The sequence below is a fragment of the bacterium genome, from assembly GCA_022763185.1.
GTDB lineage: Bacteria > Bdellovibrionota_G > JALEGL01 > JALEGL01 > JALEGL01 > JALEGL01.
The window spans coordinates 234,191-252,611 of the sequence record JALEGL010000006.1; the positions used below are offsets into that span (position 1 = coordinate 234,191).

The 18,421-nt window shown below is 36.7% G+C and carries 19 protein-coding genes; 10 read left to right on the forward strand and 9 right to left on the reverse strand.

The annotated features are described in order from the left end of the window. Nucleotides 1-40: 40 nt before the first annotated feature. Nucleotides 41-1,006, reverse strand: coding sequence for a 4-hydroxy-3-methylbut-2-enyl diphosphate reductase (ispH, locus tag MRY82_03770; protein MCI5072050.1), 966 nt, complete (start codon nucleotides 1,004-1,006; stop codon nucleotides 41-43). Between ispH and MRY82_03775 the strand changes: the two genes are divergently transcribed. Beyond that, nucleotides 1,005-1,799 (forward strand): HEAT repeat domain-containing protein, encoded by a 795-nt coding sequence (locus tag MRY82_03775; GenBank protein ID MCI5072051.1) that lies wholly within the window; start codon nucleotides 1,005-1,007, stop codon nucleotides 1,797-1,799. The genes ispH and MRY82_03775 overlap by 2 nt on opposite strands. A 110-nt stretch (nucleotides 1,800-1,909) precedes the next feature. Here the strand turns inward: MRY82_03775 and MRY82_03780 are convergent, their stop codons facing one another. Together MRY82_03780 and bamC are read right to left on the reverse strand one after the other, a co-directional pair. Then, the gene (locus MRY82_03780) at nucleotides 1,910-3,448 is read right to left on the reverse strand and encodes a serine/threonine protein kinase (protein ID MCI5072052.1); all 1,539 of its coding nucleotides are present in this window, start codon (nucleotides 3,446-3,448) and stop codon (nucleotides 1,910-1,912) included. Between the two features lie 9 nt (nucleotides 3,449-3,457). Beyond that, the gene (bamC, locus tag MRY82_03785; GenBank protein MCI5072053.1) at nucleotides 3,458-3,973 is read right to left on the reverse strand and encodes an outer membrane protein assembly factor BamC; all 516 of its coding nucleotides are present in this window, start codon (nucleotides 3,971-3,973) and stop codon (nucleotides 3,458-3,460) included. 66 nt (nucleotides 3,974-4,039) lie between these two features. Between bamC and MRY82_03790 the strand changes: the two genes are divergently transcribed. Then, nucleotides 4,040-4,327: an HU family DNA-binding protein gene (locus tag MRY82_03790; protein ID MCI5072054.1), complete on the forward strand. Its 288-nt coding sequence runs from the start codon at nucleotides 4,040-4,042 to the stop codon at nucleotides 4,325-4,327. On the opposite strand, the gene MRY82_03795 is transcribed toward MRY82_03790, so the two are convergent. After that, complete coding sequence (locus MRY82_03795) at nucleotides 4,324-5,949, reverse strand: sigma 54-interacting transcriptional regulator (GenBank protein ID MCI5072055.1); 1,626 nt, start codon at nucleotides 5,947-5,949, stop codon at nucleotides 4,324-4,326. The two genes, MRY82_03790 and MRY82_03795, sit on opposite strands and share 4 nt — an antisense overlap. Before the next feature lie 98 nt (nucleotides 5,950-6,047). Between MRY82_03795 and MRY82_03800 the strand changes: the two genes are divergently transcribed. Next, nucleotides 6,048-6,497 carry a DUF2141 domain-containing protein gene (locus MRY82_03800; protein MCI5072056.1) on the forward strand — a complete coding sequence of 150 codons (450 nt, stop codon included), beginning with the start codon at nucleotides 6,048-6,050 and terminating at the stop codon, nucleotides 6,495-6,497. A gap of 3 nt (nucleotides 6,498-6,500) precedes the next feature. Here the strand turns inward: MRY82_03800 and MRY82_03805 are convergent, their stop codons facing one another. The 4 genes from MRY82_03805 to crtI are packed head-to-tail and all read right to left on the reverse strand — an operon-like array spanning nucleotide 6,501 to nucleotide 11,085. Continuing rightward, nucleotides 6,501-6,968 carry a glycosyl-4,4'-diaponeurosporenoate acyltransferase gene (locus MRY82_03805; GenBank protein ID MCI5072057.1) on the reverse strand — a complete coding sequence of 156 codons (468 nt, stop codon included), beginning with the start codon at nucleotides 6,966-6,968 and terminating at the stop codon, nucleotides 6,501-6,503. Further along, nucleotides 6,961-8,100 carry a glycosyltransferase gene (locus tag MRY82_03810; protein ID MCI5072058.1) on the reverse strand — a complete coding sequence of 380 codons (1,140 nt, stop codon included), beginning with the start codon at nucleotides 8,098-8,100 and terminating at the stop codon, nucleotides 6,961-6,963. The genes MRY82_03805 and MRY82_03810 overlap by 8 nt, the downstream gene beginning before the upstream one ends. Beyond that, nucleotides 8,063-9,568 carry an NAD(P)/FAD-dependent oxidoreductase gene (locus tag MRY82_03815; GenBank protein ID MCI5072059.1) on the reverse strand — a complete coding sequence of 502 codons (1,506 nt, stop codon included), beginning with the start codon at nucleotides 9,566-9,568 and terminating at the stop codon, nucleotides 8,063-8,065. Before MRY82_03815 ends, MRY82_03810 begins: the two co-directional genes overlap by 38 nt. Then, nucleotides 9,565-11,085 (reverse strand): phytoene desaturase family protein, encoded by a 1,521-nt coding sequence (gene crtI, locus MRY82_03820; protein MCI5072060.1) that lies wholly within the window; start codon nucleotides 11,083-11,085, stop codon nucleotides 9,565-9,567. Before crtI ends, MRY82_03815 begins: the two co-directional genes overlap by 4 nt. A 110-nt stretch (nucleotides 11,086-11,195) precedes the next feature. Between crtI and MRY82_03825 the strand changes: the two genes are divergently transcribed. After that, nucleotides 11,196-12,566, forward strand: a complete 1,371-nt coding sequence (locus tag MRY82_03825) for an aldehyde dehydrogenase family protein (GenBank protein MCI5072061.1) — start codon at nucleotides 11,196-11,198, stop codon at nucleotides 12,564-12,566. A gap of 8 nt (nucleotides 12,567-12,574) precedes the next feature. Here MRY82_03825 and MRY82_03830 read toward each other — a convergent pair whose 3' ends face one another. Next, nucleotides 12,575-12,856 (reverse strand): HU family DNA-binding protein, encoded by a 282-nt coding sequence (locus MRY82_03830; GenBank protein ID MCI5072062.1) that lies wholly within the window; start codon nucleotides 12,854-12,856, stop codon nucleotides 12,575-12,577. A 120-nt stretch (nucleotides 12,857-12,976) separates the two neighbouring features. Here MRY82_03830 and MRY82_03835 point away from each other — a divergent pair, with 120 nt between their 5' ends. The 6 genes from MRY82_03835 (at nucleotide 12,977) to raiA (ending at nucleotide 18,386) form a co-directional block, all read left to right on the forward strand. Continuing rightward, entirely contained in the window at nucleotides 12,977-13,426 is a 450-nt protein-coding gene (locus MRY82_03835; protein ID MCI5072063.1) for a hypothetical protein, read from the forward strand. Between the two features lie 157 nt (nucleotides 13,427-13,583). Continuing rightward, on the forward strand, nucleotides 13,584-14,018 hold the full coding sequence (gene rplM, locus MRY82_03840) for a 50S ribosomal protein L13 (protein ID MCI5072064.1): 435 nt from the start codon (nucleotides 13,584-13,586) through the stop codon (nucleotides 14,016-14,018). A gap of 8 nt (nucleotides 14,019-14,026) precedes the next feature. Next, the gene (rpsI, locus tag MRY82_03845; GenBank protein ID MCI5072065.1) at nucleotides 14,027-14,428 is read left to right on the forward strand and encodes a 30S ribosomal protein S9; all 402 of its coding nucleotides are present in this window, start codon (nucleotides 14,027-14,029) and stop codon (nucleotides 14,426-14,428) included. A gap of 103 nt (nucleotides 14,429-14,531) precedes the next feature. Next, nucleotides 14,532-16,142, forward strand: coding sequence for a CTP synthase (locus MRY82_03850; protein ID MCI5072066.1), 1,611 nt, complete (start codon nucleotides 14,532-14,534; stop codon nucleotides 16,140-16,142). A 360-nt stretch (nucleotides 16,143-16,502) separates the two neighbouring features. Beyond that, nucleotides 16,503-17,939 (forward strand): RNA polymerase factor sigma-54, encoded by a 1,437-nt coding sequence (gene rpoN, locus MRY82_03855; protein MCI5072067.1) that lies wholly within the window; start codon nucleotides 16,503-16,505, stop codon nucleotides 17,937-17,939. 156 nt (nucleotides 17,940-18,095) lie between these two features. Beyond that, on the forward strand, nucleotides 18,096-18,386 hold the full coding sequence (raiA, locus tag MRY82_03860; protein MCI5072068.1) for a ribosome-associated translation inhibitor RaiA: 291 nt from the start codon (nucleotides 18,096-18,098) through the stop codon (nucleotides 18,384-18,386). Nucleotides 18,387-18,421: the final 35 nt, after the last annotated feature.

The window sequence follows — 18,421 nt, forward strand, 5'->3', positions numbered from 1 at the left end:
GTAAACTACAAACGTATCTTACCTTCTATATATATTATAACTATGAATGCGTGGGTAAGGGCGTGGGTTGATTTTTAGAAATAGTCTGTAGTTCTTTGGGTAACTGAAACAAGACGTCTTCTTTGATAAAATTAAAATCTTCTTCTTTGAACCCTAAGGGTTTGAGTTGTTCAACAACCTCTTGAACCAGATATTCTGGAGCAGAAGCACCGGCGGTTAAACCAATGATTTTTTTATCGTTGATCCAAGATGCTTGAATCTGATTAGCAGAGTCTATCAAGTAACCAGGGACACCAAGACTGCTGGCCAGCTCAGCCAATCGTTTTGAGTTAGAGCTGTTTTGTGAACCAATAACCAATAAGAGATCAATACCAGCTTTAACCAGTGCCCTTACTGCATCTTGTCGATTTTGTGTGGCATAGCAAATATCACCTTTGGGTGGTGTGGTTAGCTTAGGATATTTTTCTTTTAAGGCATCAATTAGAAATTTAGCCTCATCCACACTTAATGTTGTCTGGGTCAGTGCAACAACTTTTTCAGGATTAATGTTTTTTAAGTGCTCTATATCGGCTAAGGAACCCACAATCTGAATAATATCAGGAGCTTCACCAAAGGTACCTTCAACCTCTTCATGTTCTTTGTGACCAATAAGAACGATTGAATAATTTAACTTCTTGTATTTATGAACTTCTGAGTGAACTTTGGTGACCAAAGGACAGGTTGCATCAATAATTTTCAGTTGTTTAGCTTTTGCTTCTTCTCTTACTTGCGGAGAGACGCCGTGAGCACTAAAAATAACTCTGGCATTTTGCGGAGCTTCAGATAATTCTTCAATAAAAACAACACCTTGATCTTTAAATGATTGAACAACTGATTGGTTATGAACAATTTCTTTTCTAACATACAAAGGCGTGCCATAATGTTTTAAGGCAAGATCAACAATATCAACAGCACGGACAACGCCAGCACAAAATCCACGAGGTGAAGCTAGGAGAAGTTTTTTCATGATGATTACTATTAGAAGAGATTTAAGATGGATGCAAGCTTTGTTTTTGTTCTTTTCACTGACACTGTATAAGTCAGTAAAAGCCAATGAACATCAGCTATTGACCCATAAGTTAAAAAAAATTTTTACCGATGCTCAGCATAAAAAAGACTTTTCAAAAGAATATACTCAACTCAATACGCTATCAGAACAAGAAAAAAAGGCTTTATTGGTGGTCTGGGAATCTCCAGCTTATCCATGGAAGTGGCGCTGGTTGAGCGTGATGTATATGGCAGAACATATGATGCCTGAAGCAGAAAAAATAATTATTCAAGGGCTTCAAGATCCACTGTTTTTAATTCGCTTAGCCAGTATTAAAGCCCTAGCATCACAAACAGACCTTAAAACCTATCATCCATATTTAATTTCATGTTTGAAAGATGATTCTTTGGTTGTTAGAAAAGCGGCGATTCAAGCCTTATCTGTGCAGCCCAGTCAAAAAGTGATTCAAGCCATAGAGAAAGCTATGTTTGATGACAAGAATCGTTTACAAAATGAACAAGATTTAATGGGTATTTTAAAAAGTATGCTGGATGTCATTGTGCAGTACAATGATAAACAATCAATTCATACCTTAGCCAAGCTTATTCAAAGAACAAACATGCAGTCTCAATTTAAAATTCACGTATGCAATGCTTTTAAAAGTTTGGTTGAAAATAATGCGTTATCAATAAAAAAATCTAATTTTGATCAGCAGAGTGATTGCGCATACCACTGGCAACGATGGTATACCAAGCATCAAAGTTCAATATAATTTTATGGCTTGATATCACGCCAAACTTTGGCTCTGTGATTCAGGTAAAAATACATGGGGATTTTAAGCGATGATTTACAGGCTTTACTGCGGAATTTTTAAGTAAAAATCTAATTCTTTTTAACACTCATGATATTGAGGGTATTGGTTTCTTGAGAAAAAAGAATGCCTAAGGTGTAGCCAGATTCAGAAAAATAATAGCTATGCGTATCTTTAAAATAGTTTTCTGGCTTTTCTGCGATAGCACTAAGTCTAGTGCTGATAGCCAAAATGGTTTTAACCCTTAGGTTTTTGATGGCTTTAGCAATAGGTTGATTAAAGAAAAATATGGGTGGGTTTTTTTCTATTGAAGCTACGCTGGTTAATGAAGAGATTTTTTGTTGGGAGCTTTCTTTTTCAGTTAGAAAGGCACTGATTCTCTTGCTGGTTGATTGAATAAAGCTTGGAGGAGAGGTAAAAGCGGCTTTAAGGAGCGCTTTTTTTTGATAGATAAACCAGCCTGATAATAGGTAAAGTATAAGCACTAAAAAAGTATGAATATACTTTTCAAGTAGAGATGGAGCGATCTTCCAAGGAGTAAGTTTCTTTAATTTTGAGCTTTTGGAGTATTTTGAATGATTAAATTGACCATGCTTATTGTCATTAAATTGATCAAAAGAGACATAAGCGCTGTTTTTTTGCAGAGCTTCATTCAAAGTCTCTTTCAACCTCGGTTCATAGAAGACTGTACTTAAAAATGAGATCATGTCAGCATGGTTTACACTACCATAGCGATCCAGTAAGAAGTTTTCTAACTCTACACCAAAGTCTAGAGCACTTTGATAGCGGGTTTGTAAATTTTTATCCAAAGCTTTCATGATAATATCAGAGAGCTCATGGGGTACCTTGCTGTTAATAATGTGTGGAGGGGCAATTTTAGCTTGGCGCACTTTTTTAATGAGCTCCATGGGTTCATTGGCTGTGTAACAGGAGTGCAGTGTTAACAGCTCCCATAGGACAATGCCCACTGCAAAAACATCTGATCTAGGATCAATAGCTTTTCCTGAAGCTTGTTCTGGAGACATATAAGAAAACTTTCCTTTAAGGATTCCTTTTTCTTCATCTCCAGGTTTGGCAATGGCTTTGGCAATACCAAAGTCTAAAATTTTTATGCTCCCATCAAAAGAAATCATGATGTTTTGCGGTGAGATGTCTCTATGTACAATTTGTAAAGGACGTTGATAATGGTCACACTTATTATGTGCATAATCAAGAGCATGTAGAGTTTGGCAGGCGATATGAATGCATAAAGCCACTGGAAGAGCTTTTTTTTGAATAATGCACGCCCGAAGAATAGATTTTAAATCTTTCCCTTCTAAATATTCCATGGCTAGAAAGTATTGGTTGTCTATGACTCCAAAATCGTAGATAGGAATAATATTTGGGTGGTTTAAAATTGAGGCTAAGCTAGCTTCTTGGATAAACATATTAACCAAGCTTTTATTTTGTGAGAATTTGGTGAGCATGCGTTTAAGTGCAAAACGTTTATTGGGATGCTTTTTATGGTGAGCAAGAAAAACCTCTGCCATCCCACCGGTGCCGACTTTCTCAGAGAGTATATAGTTGCCAAGTTGTTCTTTTGCTTCTGACACTAATTTTTCTCTACGCATTCATCGCCGTTAAGCTCTAGATTGTGCTAAATAGCTTTGAATTTCCTGGAGAAGGTTTTTTTGTATTTCGCCTCCAGGCTTGGTTTCAACCCAACGGTACAAAGAGCCTTGAAAATCAAGCTGTCCTGAAATTACATCGGTATAATACTGTTCTTTTGAGTCAATGGTGATTACAGTTCCTTGTTTACTGGGCTGAACAGTAAATTTCATTTTATACCTAATTTTATACGGTATTTTTGAGTTCCCATAACCAGAAAATAACCTTGAAGATTTGCCTGTAATCCAATCAGTTATGATGAGCCCATGTTCACGTCGATTAACCAATATAGGCGTATTGAGGTTATTAAGGACTTCATTGGTTGCTGCCCAAGTATCTTTATAACTGTAACCATAAATTTGTTGTGTACTATGAGCGGCAGTGTCATTTTTTTTAACGTAGGGTTCTGCAAACTGTTTTTTTGAGTTAGAGCATGCACTCAAAGCCAAGAAAACAAAAGCAGTCATAAAAAAACTTAATCTTCTCATACTTACCATTATGGCATCTAAAATGCCTGGAGCCAAGTTTCAAGGCATGCTATGAACATATTTATTATGAATAAAAGCGATCTGGTAGAAGTTCTCTATAAACAGCAAAAAAAAAGAGGGATTTCAAAAGCAGCCATAAAAGATTTTTTAGAAAGCATGACTGACCAAATGGTCTACATGTTAAAAAGGCATAAAAAAATAAGTCATCCAGGCATAGGTGTTTTACAGGTCAAAAGACGTCTAAAAAGACTGGCAAGAAACCCTAGAACTGGAGAAAGCATTGAAGTCAAAGAAAAAAAACAGGTTGTGTTTAGACCTTCTTCCAAGGTTAAAAGAGAGCTCAATGAAGTTTAGTTTTCTAGTTGATACTTTTTAATTTTTTCGTGTAGAGTAGATTTGGCAATTCCCAATTTTTTTGCAGTTTCAGTTTTGTTCCAATTATTATTATTAAGTTCTTCAAGAATAATCTCTTTTTCAACATCTTTTAGGGTTTTGGATACTTTGGGTATCCTATTGAGTGTGCTATCAAATTCATAGGCCGTTTTATCAGCAATTCCTAGTGGGGAGAAATTGATATGCTGGCTATCAATTTCAGCGTCCCCAGCAGCTATTTGTGCTCTTTGTACGAGGTTTTTTAATTCGCGGACATTACCTGGCCAAGCATGATTTTTTAATTGTTCTAGTGCGTTTTTAGAAATTGAAGTTTTTTGGTTTAGAAAATAATCAACCAGCAAAGGAATGTCTTCTTTTCGGTTTCTCAGAGGAGGAACGTTGATCGGAATAACAAACAAGCGATAATATAAATCCTCCCTGAACGTTCCTTTTTTTACACATTCATGCAGGTTTTGGTGAGTTGCAGCAATAATACGGGTATTGATTGTGATGGTTTTATTGCTGCCTACACGTCTAATTTCATTGTTTTCCAAAACACGCAACAGTTTGGGTTGGAGTTCAAGAGGAAGCTCTGCAATTTCATCTAAAAAAAGTGTTCCATGGTTGGCTTCTTCAAAAACACCCTTGCGTTGGTTCAGCGCTGAAGTAAATGCGCCTTTTTCATGGCCAAAAAGTTCACTTTCAATGAGGTCTTTGGCAATGGCACCGCAGTTGAGCGTAATATAACGTTGATGGGCACGATGGCTTACCTTGTGAATGGCTTTGGCAATTAACTCTTTTCCGCAACCCGTTTCCCCTTGAATTAAAACATTGGCATCTGATTGACTCATGCGTTCAATTAAAGCAAACATCTGCTGCATGGCTTTATCTTGAGAAATAATCCCATGATATTGTTTGATGGGTAAAGCTTTAATTGTTTCTAAGCTTTCTTCTGTGGAAAATCTAAAGTTATGTTTACCTACAGAAATGATGGCACCATCAACGAGCGGAGCTTCAAGAATTTTTTTATTGTTGAGTAAAGTGCCATTGGTACTGTTAAGGTCTTTGAGATGAAATTGATTGTTTTTGTATTCAAGTTTGCAATGAAAGTTGGAGATATACTCTGAATCAATGACGATGGTGTTGCTGCTGGCTTTACCAATAGAAATCATACTGTCTTTCAAATCGTATATTTTTTGACTATCCAAGCATTCTAGCTGAGAAAGTTGAGTAACAATTTCCCCGTTATTGGGTTTGTAAGAAACCACTTTGGTTGGGGAAGTGTCAATAATTTGGGTTGCTGCTTCAGATCGTTCTTGGCTTTGTAAGAAAAAAATAGTCCACTGACCTATTTTAATACAATCTTGAGGTCGAATAATGCTACTGCTTATTTTTTTATCATTTAAAAAAGTACCGTTGGTTGATTTATCGGTAATAACAAATTCATGATCATTGTTTTTAGTGATGATGAAGTGAACACGTGAAATATCTGCATCGGGGAGGCAAATATCGTTATTTGCAGCTCTTCCAACACTGGTTTGATTTTGTTTAAGTACAACTTGCATGGCATCATCTTGGCCTTTTTGTAAATTCAATTGATACATAGTTTACATCTTAAGAAAAATGTCAGACTCAATAAAGAAAAATAGTCATCAGGTGCATTTTATTTGTAATTTTATGTTTTTGCTCTAGGCTAAACTTTATGCAAATTATAAAAATAAAGCTGGGTATTTTAGGGTTGTTATTTAGTTTTAGTGGTTTTGCGGCTGAGCTAGGGGATATCAAGGTGATGCTTATTGGTTTTAAATCAGATCAGGGGCAAGCAATGTTAGCTTTACACAATACTAAAAAAACATTTTTAAAAAAGAAAGCTCCATTTAGGGGAGCAGAAGTGATGATCAAAAACAAAACTGCAGAATATGTTTTTAAAGATGTGCCGTATGGAGAATATTCTATTGCTGTTTTCCATGATGAGAATTCAAATATGGACTTGGATGCCAATATTCTTGGTATACCCAAAGAAGACTACGGGTTTTCTAACAATGCCTGGCGTAAGTATGGCCCTCCTAAATACAAACAGACATTGTTTACGCTTGATGCTGAAAATATGAGCATGGATATCAAAATTAAATCTGGTATTGAAAAAGATTAAAGTTTAAGTGTTCAAGACTTTTTTTATTCGCAAACGGTTGTATCTTTGAATTAAGATGCACGGTAAATTGGCAATAAGTGCATAGCATGTCATCACTATACAAGCCCATGTGGGGTTCCAAAGATAAAATATCGGAGCAAAAGCCATGGTGAGCCAGTGAGCCAACTCACCACGAACAGTTTCTATAGCAAAACGTTGTAGGTAACTTGGTTCGGAACTTTTTAATTGGGCTTTAGCAAAACCATGTTCAAACCAAGCTGCAGCATCGGGTAAGCGATCTTTCCATTTGTGAATCAACAAGTAGTTTCTGTACCAAGTGTGGCTTTCAAAACCTAAGGGATTAAATATCCAGGTATGATTTGGAATATATTTTAACGGCAGTCGAGTGATGAGCCATGAGACAGACATATGAATTATTGGCCATAAGAGGATGTTTAAAAAAGTTGTAAGTCCAACGCTTAATTTAAACATGCCGGCCTTTCCAGGTAACGGTAAAGCATTTTTTTATCAGTGGAGAAAAGCCAAAGATTATCATAAAGAAAAATAAGGGGATGGGAAATGCAATTGCAGTTATTGTTTTGTAAGAGCCCAACTGTTTCAACAGATAATAAGTATATGTGGCAACTAGGGTGTAAAGGCCGCATAGAGCATAAATTGTAGTGGAATCTTGTAAATACAGAAAAAACATGGAAATGGCTGTAAACATACAGACACTTAAGTAAACAATTAAGTTGAACAAAGTAGTTTTAGATGTTTGGCTTGCTCCAGAGGTGAAGGCTTTGATCCATCCAAAACAGAGCTCTTTAAACGAATGAGGAAACATTCTCATATTGATAAAGCTTTGCCCGCCCCAGTTAGAGAGCTTGTATTTTTTAGCAGACAAGAGCTTGCTCATAAAGACATTTTCAAGAATTTTGTCTTTAACAGCGGCATGGCCATCAATAGACCAATAGGCCTCTTTGTGAATGATCAAACATTGTCCAAACAGTTTTTTTTGTTGTTTCTTACGGCTTTTAAATAAAGGTTCAAAGGTGTTTAATCCCAACACCATCATGATGTTGAAAAAAGCTGAAAACTGCTCATAGAGTTGAGGAACATGATGGTAAGGACAAACAGAAGCGATTTTAGTGTCTGTATTGAGAAAACTAGGTAGTTTTTTAAAGGCACCCATATCAAACCAAGTGTCTGCATCTATAAACAAATAAAACGTTCCGCTTGCTTTTTTTGCACCTTGATAACACGCATAACTTTTACCAACCCAAGCTTTATCGGGCTTTTTAACCGTTAAGACCTCAGCCCCGAGTTGCTTGGATATTTGCCCGGTATTATCAAGAGAAGCATCATCGACAACAATGATTTCTTTTGGTTGTTTTTCTTGAGCATGAATACTTTGCAGTAAGCGGGTGATGTTATGTTCTTCATTCCTGGCTGGTATAATAATAGATAAATTGTCCAAGAGTGAGCTGTTGTGATGTTGATGGCTTGCTGTGGGGAGTTTGTAAAATCGTGTGAATACATAAAGCAAGGCCAACAAGCTTATACCACAATGAACAAGGATGATCATGCTAGGATTGGTCAAATTGAAACAGTTGATCAGCAACATTTTGACCGCATAAAGTTACCATAGGCATACCACCCCCAGGGTTAACGCTGCCACCAACAAAGAATAAGTTTTTAAATTTTTTCGACTGTTTAGGTGCTTTAAACGCGTAATTTTTATCCCAATCAGAAACAACGCCATAAATCGAGCCTTTGTTGGAATAGTATTTTTTTTGAATATCCAAAGGTGTCCACATGTCTTCAACAATGGTGTTTTTTCTTAAGTTATCTAAGCCCATGCCTTCGAGCTTATCAAGGACTCTTTCTTTGAAATCAACATAATCATCAGGTGTATAGGGGTTTTCATCATTGATGTAAGGGATGTGTGGCAAAATTTTTATATTATCACAGCCCTCAGGGGCTTTACTGGCATCGGTACGTGTAGGCGCAACCAGATAGATGGTTGGGTCATCAGGTAATTTTTTCTCTTTAAAAACAGTATTAAAATGTTTTTTTTGGTCTTTAGAATAGAAAAAATTATGGTGTGCCAGTTGCGGGTAATGCTGTTTTACACCCAAATGTAAAACCAGGCCAGAGCATGCCGGCTCAAACTTTTTTAATCCGTTTGTAAAAGACTCTGGTTGCTCCAAAAGTGTTTCGTAAGCAGGAATAACTTCCATATTGGAGACAACGTAGTCGTAGTGCTTTAAGCCTTGTCCCTTCAGTTGAATACCCGTCACCTTGTTTGAAACGTGTTCAATACGATCGATTTCTGTGTTTAAGTGGATATTAACACCAATATCATGCAAAAGTTTTTCAAAACCATGAGCTAGATTGTACAAGCCACCATCGACATACCAAAGATCATACTCAAACTGGATATGGGGCATGAGATTCATGAATCCTGGGGAGTCGATTGCGGAAGATCCTACATATTTAATAAAGTACTCAAAAATTCGTTTAAGGTGGGGGTCAGAAAAATGTTGATCAATGCTCTGGGACATTTTGTTTCTATGATCAATTTTAAAAAACAGTTTAAACAAGCCGTAATGCTTGATAAAGTCCATAAGGTTATCTAAGCCTTTAGCAAAGTAACCTGATTCTACAATATCATATTGCTGTTTTGAGTACTGTAAAAAGGCTAAAAACTCTTGTTTATGTTGTTCAAAAGAACCAGAAAGCTTTTTAAGTTCCTCAAACATCAAATCTTGCTCTTTGTATAAGTCCAAAACCAAGCCATCTTCAAAAAAGTTTCTCCAATGCGGTTTAACGGCAGTGAGTTTGACATAGTCATCAAAGTTTTTTCCAGCGCGTTGAAAAAGGCTGCGAAAATACTGGGGCAGAGTAAAAATTGAAGGCCCCAAGTCAAAGGTAAACCCATCTTTTTCCAGTTGGTTGAGCTTTCCGCCCAAATGGTTATTTTTCTCATAAAGGTCAACATGATATCCGTGTGACCTTAAAGCAATGGCGGCCGACATGCCTCCTAAACCAGCGCCAATAATTGCAATTTGCTTATTGATTTTTGACTTCATACCGTGAGTTCCTCGCTTGGATAGTCCACATTGTGTTTTTTGCTGATCAAGTTGCTGGCAATAATAGATGATTGTAATATTGTAGGTAGACCGCTGCCTGGATGAGTGCCTCCCCCAACAATATAACATTGATCTAACTCTTCAAATTTATTTCTGGGTCTGAAGTAAGCCAGTTGCCCAAGATTGTGCGATAAATTGAACGTAGCGCCTTTGTAAATATTGAGGTCTTTTTCCCAGGTATCGGGTGTAAAGATACGCTCGTTGATAATATGTTGTTTGAGATTTTTAAACTGCATACGTTCCTCTATGGCATTGAGTACAAGCTCTCTATAATGCTGTTGCGTCGTTTCCCAATCCACTTGAGCATCGCAGTTGGGCACGGGCACAAGAACATACAAAGATGACTGTCCTTTGGGCGCCAAGCTTGGGTCATTGATGCTTGCATTGCGTACATAAAATGAAAAATCATCAGACAAAGTTTCATTTTTAAAAACATCATCCACATTTTTCTTGTAGTTTCCTGCAAATACAATGGTGTGGTGTTCGCTATCAAAAATTTTATCCAGACATAAATAAAGCATAAAAGTAGAGCAGCTGTATTTTAGCTTTTCCAGCTTTTTTGGAGCGTATTTTTTAAGACTGTTTTTTGGTGTGAGTTGATCCATGGCATAAGCAAAGTCAGCATTAACTACCACTTCATCAGCAAAAAATTGACCGTCATTCGTTTCAACACCGATCACTTTTTTGTTTTTAACAATCAACTGTTTAACTGGAGTATTCAAATGAAATTGAGCACCAAAAGATTGCGCAGCTTTGGCTATAGACGCACTGATTTCACTCAATCCCCCCATGACATGATAAACACCATAGGCATGTTCAATGTAGGAGAGCATGGAAAATCCTCCGGGGCAGTCCCAGGCAGACATACCTAAATACTTGCTTTGAAAAGAAAAAAGTAAGGAAAGATCATCATTTTGAAAGTAGGACTTTAAAACGTCAAATACAGATTGGCCTAAAGAAAGGTAGGGTAAAGCCTTAATGTTTCTTTTTGACATTAATGAAATTAAGGTGGGGTAATCTTTTTGTAAGCAGGGCAAGAGTCGTTTAAATCTGGCCTCTTCTTTACTCATAAACTTATCATAGCCACTAGAAAGACCTGGAAATACGCGTTCAATTTCGGCTTTGGTTTTTTCTCTATCAGAACTCATTAAAATATGTTTGTCAGCAAACTGAAGTCTGTACATGGGGTCCAATTTAATAAACTGCATGTAGTCATTGATATTTAAACCGACCTGTTCAAACAGTTTATCCAACAAAAATTTCATCATTAAAAAGGTTGGACCAATATCAAATTTGAAGCCGTTAACATCAATGTGTGCGTTTCTTCCGCCAACAACACTGTTTTTTTCAAACAGTTCAACAGAAAAACCCCGGTGAGCAAGTAGCATAGCCGTTGCTAAGCCACCTGGACCACCACCAACAATAAATATTTTTCTTTTACTCTTATTATTCATCATCTGTGTTAACTGAAATCCCACACTGGTAGTCAAAGTCAATGAAATGCTAGAGAATAAAAAAAATAGTTAAAGGTCGATTTGAATGGTACGTAAAGAGTAAGGTTGGATAAATGGAAGAAACTTTAAAAAAACAAAAACATTACTTTTATTATGGAGAGTTTGACCAGCGTTATCAAGCGCGAATCAATGCGCTGACAAAATTGCAAACTGCCATCAAAAAATATGAAAGTCGTTTTCTTGAAGCTTTGGCTTTAGATTGTGGAAAGCCAAGAATAGAAGCTTTTTTAAGTGAAGTTTATTTTGTTAATGCAGAAATAAAATTAGCAAAACGTCATTTAAAACAATGGATGCAAAAAAAGAAAGTTTCCAGCCCGTTTTTTAGTTTTTACTCAAAAAGTTATTATCAGTATCAACCTTATGGTCAGACTTTAATTATAGGGCCATGGAATTATCCCGTACAGTTAACTTTAGGGCCTTTGGTTTCGGCTTTAGCTGCAGGCAATGTTGTTACCCTTAAACCATCAGAACATACTCCTTATACCGCAAAGGTTTTAGACGATATGATTAAGGCAACTTTTAAGCCAGAACATGTTCACTGTATCCAGGGTGACAGCAAAGTAGCTCAAGTTTTGTTAGCGCATGATTTTGATAAGATTTTTTTTACGGGAAGTACTGTGGTTGGGGAAAAAGTTGCTCAGCAAGCTGCAAAGAAACTCATACCGGTAACTTTGGAGCTGGGAGGAAAAAGTCCTTGTATTATTGATCATTCAGCTGACTTGGATGCCGCTTGTAAAAAAATTCTGAGTACGAAGCTGTTTAATGCTGGACAAACGTGTGTTGCGCCAGATTATGTATGCTTGGCAGAGTCCATTAAAGATCGGTTCAAAGAGACCATGCTCAAATACTATCAAGAAATTTATCAACCGCATTCAATTGAAAAATGGAGTGCTAAAATTATTAATTTACGTCATTTTAAACGTTTAAAAACTTTATTGGCCAAGTCCAAGACATTAGATCTTATATCCTTAGGTAAATATTCTGATGTACCAGAGCTTTATCTTCCAATGCACCTGGTTTTTGATACTCAATGGAATGATGCTGTTATGCAAGAAGAAATTTTTGGACCGATCTTACCTGTCATCACTTTTTCTTCTCTTGATGAACTTGTAGCCAATATTAAATCCAAGAGTAAGCCCTTAAGCCTTTCTGTGTTTTCTAAAGATAAATCTTTTATAGATCAATTGGCTCAGAGTACGCAGTCAGGCTGTATTGATATCAATACTATTATGCAATCGGTCAGTAATATTCACTTACCATTTGGCGGTGTAGGTCAGAGCGGTATGGGTAATAGCCACGGTTATTTTGGTTTCAAAAGTTTTAGCTATACCCGTGCGTATACACAAAAAATTGGACCAGACTTTTTCAGTTTAAAGCCACCGTATGAAAACTTATTTAAGTGGCTGCATAAGATCATGCATTAAATAATCAGTCATTTTAAAATGTCCAGTAGCTTTGCAGAGGCTTTAAATTTTAATTTTTTTTGAGTTTTGATCATGAGTGTTTCACCGGTGTTGGGATTGCGTCCCTTTTTTTCTTGGTACTGCTTGGGATAAAATGTGCCAAAGTGACTGAGTTGTGTGGATTCATTGTTTTTAGCGCATAAAACAACTTGCTCAAAGCAACAATCAAGCATTTCAGAAACAGCAACTTTTGGAATGCGACGAAACTTAATATCTTTATATATTCTATTAATTAAAGTTTGCTTGAGCATGCTTCAAGCTATGACATAAATGTGCCGTCTGCGCAAAGATAAAGATTATAGGATAAACCTTGGCAAGTATTGAGAGAGATAAATCTTTACTTACAGTCATGATCGTATAAATATCTATGCATGATGCTTAGGGCATATTTAAAAAAAGGGTTGAGTCTTTTTAGTGTAGCTTTATTGGTAGCATGTGGAAACAACAGCAGGCAGCAAGCTTTTTTACTTGGCCAAAGTAATTTTACCATTGAAGTCTTAACTGAAGAAAATGAGTGTAACGTCAGTTTTCAGTTGAGCAACTTAATTCAGCAACAAATTATACTTGTAGAAGCCTCTCTCTGGTTAAAAAATGAAGATCAAGAGTTTACTCGGCTTAAAGTATGGAATGATCAAGAGTTGCTTGATTTATTGTCTGGAGACCAAATTTTGCAGGCAAATGCTGTTCAAGCCTACAGTTATGACTTTTCGCCGCATATTGTAACGGCTGAAACCGACTACAGTTTAGAGCTACAAATTATTGGTTTGAATAGAGGTCTGCCAAGTGTAGCCCAGATTTTAAGCTTTTGTGAGGTGTCTTAGGTGATATTGTTTAAAAAAAAGGGTGTTTCTTTATAAAAACACCAAAACCGGCAAAAAGAAACTTGACATTTTGCTTGGGTATCAATATTTAGCGCAGACCAAGGTATTTCTTTTGGTAAAAGAGTATTTAAATAAATACAACAATTTAAGGTATTTTATGATTGCAAAAACATATAGTCAGAAAAAAGAGCAAGTAACACGTCATTGGAAAGTTATGGATGCTGACGGTAAAATTTTAGGACGTTTGGCCACTGAAGTTGCTCGTGTTCTTAAAGGTAAGCACAAGCCAACATTTACACCCCATGTTGATGGGGGTGACTTTGTGGTGGTTACAAACGCAGCAAAGATTAAACTAAGCGGTAACAAGCTTGACCAAAAAGTTTATTACCACCACACAGGATACAGAGGTGGTTTAAAGCAAGTGGTTGCATCTGAGCTTTTAGAGAATAACCCATGCAGAATGATTGAATACGCTGTTAAGGGAATGTTACCTAAAGGGTCATTAGGACGTGACATGATTAAAAAATTAAAAGTATACGCGGGTGAAGAGCATCCACATGAAGCTCAACAGCCACAAAAACATGAGTTTTAAGGGGTATTATGCCAAAAGCACATTATAAATATACAGGGACAGGTAAACGTAAAACATCAGTGGCTAGAATTTATATGAATGAAGGTTCTGGTCAATGGACAGTAAATGGAAAGGCGCATGATGAGTATTTTCCAACACGTACGCATCAAATTTCTATTAACAGACCTTTCACACTGCTGGGTTTAGAAAATAAATATGATGTTAAAGTTACCGTAGCGGGTGGTGGAATAACCGGACAAGCTGAGGCCATCATGTACGGTCTATCCAAAGCTTTATTGGCTGTTAATGAGGAAGAAAACAGGCCAAAACTTAAAGCAGATGGTTTGTTGACGCGTGATGCACGTGAAACTGAGCGTAAAAAATACGGTCAGCCTGGCGCACGTAAACGTTTCCAATATTCAAAACGTTAGACAAAACATTACAATATCAACTGCTTATCAGGCAGTTTTCAAAAAAGGGGCCTTTGGCCCCTTTTTTTGTTGTCAATTTTTCTGATCACGTTAAAAGAGATGTGTGAAAACGAAAGGTCCAAAATTTATTTTTGTTACAGGTGGGGTTGTTTCTTCTTTGGGAAAGGGGATTGCAGCAGCATCGATTGGTGCACTTTTAGAAAATAGAGGTTTAAACATTACCTTTCAAAAGTTAGATCCATATATCAATGTTGATCCTGGAACCATGTCACCGTTTCAGCACGGAGAAGTTTTTGTTACTGAAGATGGTGGCGAAACCGATTTAGATTTAGGTCATTACGAGCGATTTACGCATGCCGTAATGAAAAAAGACAACAATTTTACCACTGGTAAAGTTTACGAAACGGTCTTAGAAAAAGAGCGTAAAGGTGAGTATCTGGGCGCAACAGTTCAAGTAATTCCTCACATCACCAATGAAATCAAAGACAGAGTTAAGAAAAATGCCCAAGGCTATGATGTGGCTATTGTTGAGGTAGGTGGTACTGTAGGCGATATTGAGAGCCTGCCTTTTTTGGAGGCAATTCGTCAATGTCGTGGAGATATGGGCTGGGATAATACCATGTACGTTCATCTTACGTTGGTGCCGTATTTACCCACTGCTGGAGAGGTTAAAACCAAACCTACACAACATTCAGTCAAAGCTTTGCAACAAATTGGGATACAGCCAGATATTTTAATTTGTAGAACCGATCGTGATTTAGACGATGAAATTAAAGCGAAGATAGGTTTGTTTTGTAATTTACGTCCTGAGGCAGTAATTACAGCAAAAGATACTGATACCACGTATGAAGTGCCACTTTTGTTTGAACAAGAGGGTTTGTCTAATAGGATAGTTGAAAAGTTAAACATGTGGACACGTGAACCAGACTTATCGCAATGGAAAGATTTGGTTAAGAAGGTTCGTTCTCCAAAACATTCGGTCAATATTGCTGTTGTGGGAAAGTATATTGATTTAGCAGATTCCTATAAAAGCTTAAATGCGGCGTTGACGCATGCGGCTCTTGGTCATAATTGTAAGATGAATATTCAGTTTTTTGATTCAGAGGAATTGGAAAAAAATAAAGATCTGGATAAAGTTTTTGCACAGATGGATGGTATTTTAGTGCCAGGAGGTTTTGGAAACCGTGGTGTTGAAGGAAAAGTAGAGAGTATACGCTATGCTAGAGAAAACCAGCTTCCTTTCTTTGGTATATGTTTGGGCTTGCAATGTGCCGTGATTGAAGTTGCTCGATCACTAGCAAATATAAAAAATGCAACGTCTTTAGAGTTTGATGAGCAGGCACAAAATCCAGTGGTGACTTTGATGGACAATCAGAAAAATGTTTACCGTAAAGGTGGCACCATGCGTTTAGGGGCTTATCCGTGTTCTTTGCAGGAAAATAGTTTGGCAAAGTCTTGCTATGAGGAGTCTGTCGTTCAGGAAAGACATCGGCACCGTTTTGAAGTTAATAATGATTATGTTGAGGCCTTAGAAAGCGTTGGGTTTAAAGCTACTGGCCGTCTTGAAGAGGGTAATTTAGTTGAGATTATGGAGCTAAGTGATCATCCATGGTTTTTAGGCTGTCAATTTCATCCAGAGTTTAAAAGTAAGCCTTTAAAACCGCATCCTTTATTTTTAAGTTTTATTGGAGCAGCGCTCAAGTTAAAGAAATAATTCCAGTCTATCTGTTTGAAAAACGTTCAGGTGTTTGGCTTTCATACGCTAGATGGTTTTTTAAAGTGGTCAATTTTTACCTTCAGCATAGTTCTTGAGATAGAAGTATTGTATTTTCGTATGCTTATATCTTGTTGTGAAATGAAGTTTTTATAGGCTGTTTTTTAAAGTTGGCATAAAGTTTGCTTTCTAGTAAAATAAAAGGAATGAACTGGTTTGAAATGTGCTTATTCAAAAAATGTACCATTTTAAGTTACTGAAATAACTAGTTTTTTAAAAAAAGTTTAAATTTTACTGTTTACAGTTCCTTTTTTTATTTGATAGAGTAGAATAATAAGAAAGTAAACGGAAGGAAGCTAGATGGCCATAGAGTTAAAGCAGAGTTTAAAATTAAGTCAGCAATTGGTGATGACACCACAATTGCAACAAGCAATTAAATTGTTACAGTTGAACAGAATGGAGCTGGCTGAACACTGTATGACTGAGCTGGTAGAGAACCCGTTGTTGGAGGAAATTGTTAATTTATCTGAGAACAGAGAAGAAAAGCTAGAGCAAAGAGAAAAAGAAGCCAATAAAGAGGTAGATCCGCAAAAAGAGCAAGGCTCAGAGGATATCAATTGGGAAAATTATTTAAATAGCCAAAGTCATAGGACAGCCTCTGAAGGAAGAGCCATCAGAGATTATGATCCTGATAAGCCTTCATTTGAAGCAAACTTGGTCAAAGAAACAACAATGATTGATCACTTACTGCAACAGCTTAATGTGAATAAAATGATTGATGCAGACAGAAGGATTGCCAATGCCATTATTTGTAACTTGGAAGAAGACGGTTATTTAAGAACATCTTGTGAAGAGATCGCTCAGAGCCTGCAGGTGGACTTTGAAGATGTAGAGGCTGTTTTAGAGCATGTTCAACGCTTTGATCCGGTAGGTGTGGCCGCCAGAAATCTAAAAGAGTGTTTGTTGGCTCAGTGTCATCATAGAAAAAGTAGTCACTTGGTTAAAATGGTGATTCGTGAGCATTTGACAGATCTGGAAAATAAAAACTACACAGAAATATGTAAATCTACAGGGATGTCAAAACAGCAACTGTCAAAATGCATTGATTATATTTCATCTTTAGATCCTAGACCAGGCAGACAGTTCTACAATGAAAACTCAAACTATATCACTCCAGATATTTACGTTGATAAAGTTAATGGTGAATATGTGATCCGTCAAAATGAGGATGGCTTGCCCAAACTAAGAATATCTAAGCTGTATGAACAGGCTTTAAGAGGGGCAAAAACTTCTGAAAGCGCAAAAGAGTATATCAATGAAAAATTACGGTCTGCAATTTGGTTGATTCGCTCCATTCATCAAAGGCAGAGAACCATTTATAAAGTCACAGAGTCCATTGTTAAAATGCAAAGGGACTTTTTTGAAAAAGGAATCGTAGGTTTAAAACCAATGGTTCTTAAAGATGTTGCAGAAGATATCGGTATGCATGAGTCTACTGTGAGTCGTGTGACCACCAATAAATATGTGCACACACCGCAAGGTATTTTTGAACTCAAGTTTTTCTTTAATTCAGGAATCAAACGTGTTGAAGGTACCAATATGGCTTCTGAAGCAGTGAAGGAAAAAATAAGACTGGTCATACAAAGTGAGGATACAAAAAAACCATTCAGTGATCAGGAGATTGTAGAATTATTAAGGCAAAAGAACATTGATATTGCACGCAGAACCGTTGCTAAATATAGAGAAATGTTAGGTATTTTGTCATCTTCAAAAAGAAAGCAAGTTTTATTGAACTAAGACCAATTAGAAGATAATTTAACAACAAGTTAAGAAACCTTAAACATGCTAGAACTTGAAGGGTTCGGTTTTTCTTTACAGTAAAGTCAGCCAATCACAAGTATAAAGGCATAAAGTAAAGCTAGAGTAATTGTTGCAGAAGGAGAGTATTTTAAAGTGAAAAAAAATATAACATTCAGACATATGGATAGCAGTGATGCATTAAAAACCCATGCCTATGAAAAATTAAGAAAACTGGAAAAATACAATAACCCAGCTAGTGAAGCGCATATTGTTTTAAGTGTAGACGGTCATCGACACCAAGCAGAGATTAACTTTACTGCAAAACAGTTTACCTCAACCGTCAGTGCTGAGAGTACGGATATGTACGCTTCAATAGATGATGCTGTTGCAAAATTGGAGCTGTCAATCAAAAAACATAATGATAAAATGCGAGCACAAGGTTAAAAATTTTATCAATATTCATTTTTAAGCTATTTTGT

Coding starts and splice junctions, on each gene's coding strand:
- MRY82_03800 (MCI5072056.1), top strand. CDS start 6,048: ATGCAAATTATAAAAATAAAGCTGGGTATTTTAGGGTTGTTATTTAGT.
- MRY82_03775 (MCI5072051.1), top strand. CDS start 1,005: ATGATGATTACTATTAGAAGAGATTTAAGATGGATGCAAGCTTTGTTT.
- MRY82_03830 (MCI5072062.1), bottom strand. CDS start 12,856: ATGCTCAAGCAAACTTTAATTAATAGAATATATAAAGATATTAAGTTT.
- ispH (MCI5072050.1), bottom strand. CDS start 1,006: ATGAAAAAACTTCTCCTAGCTTCACCTCGTGGATTTTGTGCTGGCGTT.
- MRY82_03825 (MCI5072061.1), top strand. CDS start 11,196: ATGGAAGAAACTTTAAAAAAACAAAAACATTACTTTTATTATGGAGAG.
- MRY82_03805 (MCI5072057.1), bottom strand. CDS start 6,968: ATGTTTAAATTAAGCGTTGGACTTACAACTTTTTTAAACATCCTCTTA.
- rpoN (MCI5072067.1), top strand. CDS start 16,503: ATGGCCATAGAGTTAAAGCAGAGTTTAAAATTAAGTCAGCAATTGGTG.
- MRY82_03780 (MCI5072052.1), bottom strand. CDS start 3,448: ATGCGTAGAGAAAAATTAGTGTCAGAAGCAAAAGAACAACTTGGCAAC.
- crtI (MCI5072060.1), bottom strand. CDS start 11,085: ATGATGAATAATAAGAGTAAAAGAAAAATATTTATTGTTGGTGGTGGT.
- MRY82_03815 (MCI5072059.1), bottom strand. CDS start 9,568: ATGAAGTCAAAAATCAATAAGCAAATTGCAATTATTGGCGCTGGTTTA.
- rplM (MCI5072064.1), top strand. CDS start 13,584: ATGATTGCAAAAACATATAGTCAGAAAAAAGAGCAAGTAACACGTCAT.
- MRY82_03810 (MCI5072058.1), bottom strand. CDS start 8,100: ATGTTGCTGATCAACTGTTTCAATTTGACCAATCCTAGCATGATCATC.
- rpsI (MCI5072065.1), top strand. CDS start 14,027: ATGCCAAAAGCACATTATAAATATACAGGGACAGGTAAACGTAAAACA.
- MRY82_03790 (MCI5072054.1), top strand. CDS start 4,040: ATGAATAAAAGCGATCTGGTAGAAGTTCTCTATAAACAGCAAAAAAAA.
- bamC (MCI5072053.1), bottom strand. CDS start 3,973: ATGAGAAGATTAAGTTTTTTTATGACTGCTTTTGTTTTCTTGGCTTTG.
- MRY82_03835 (MCI5072063.1), top strand. CDS start 12,977: ATGATGCTTAGGGCATATTTAAAAAAAGGGTTGAGTCTTTTTAGTGTA.
- MRY82_03795 (MCI5072055.1), bottom strand. CDS start 5,949: ATGTATCAATTGAATTTACAAAAAGGCCAAGATGATGCCATGCAAGTT.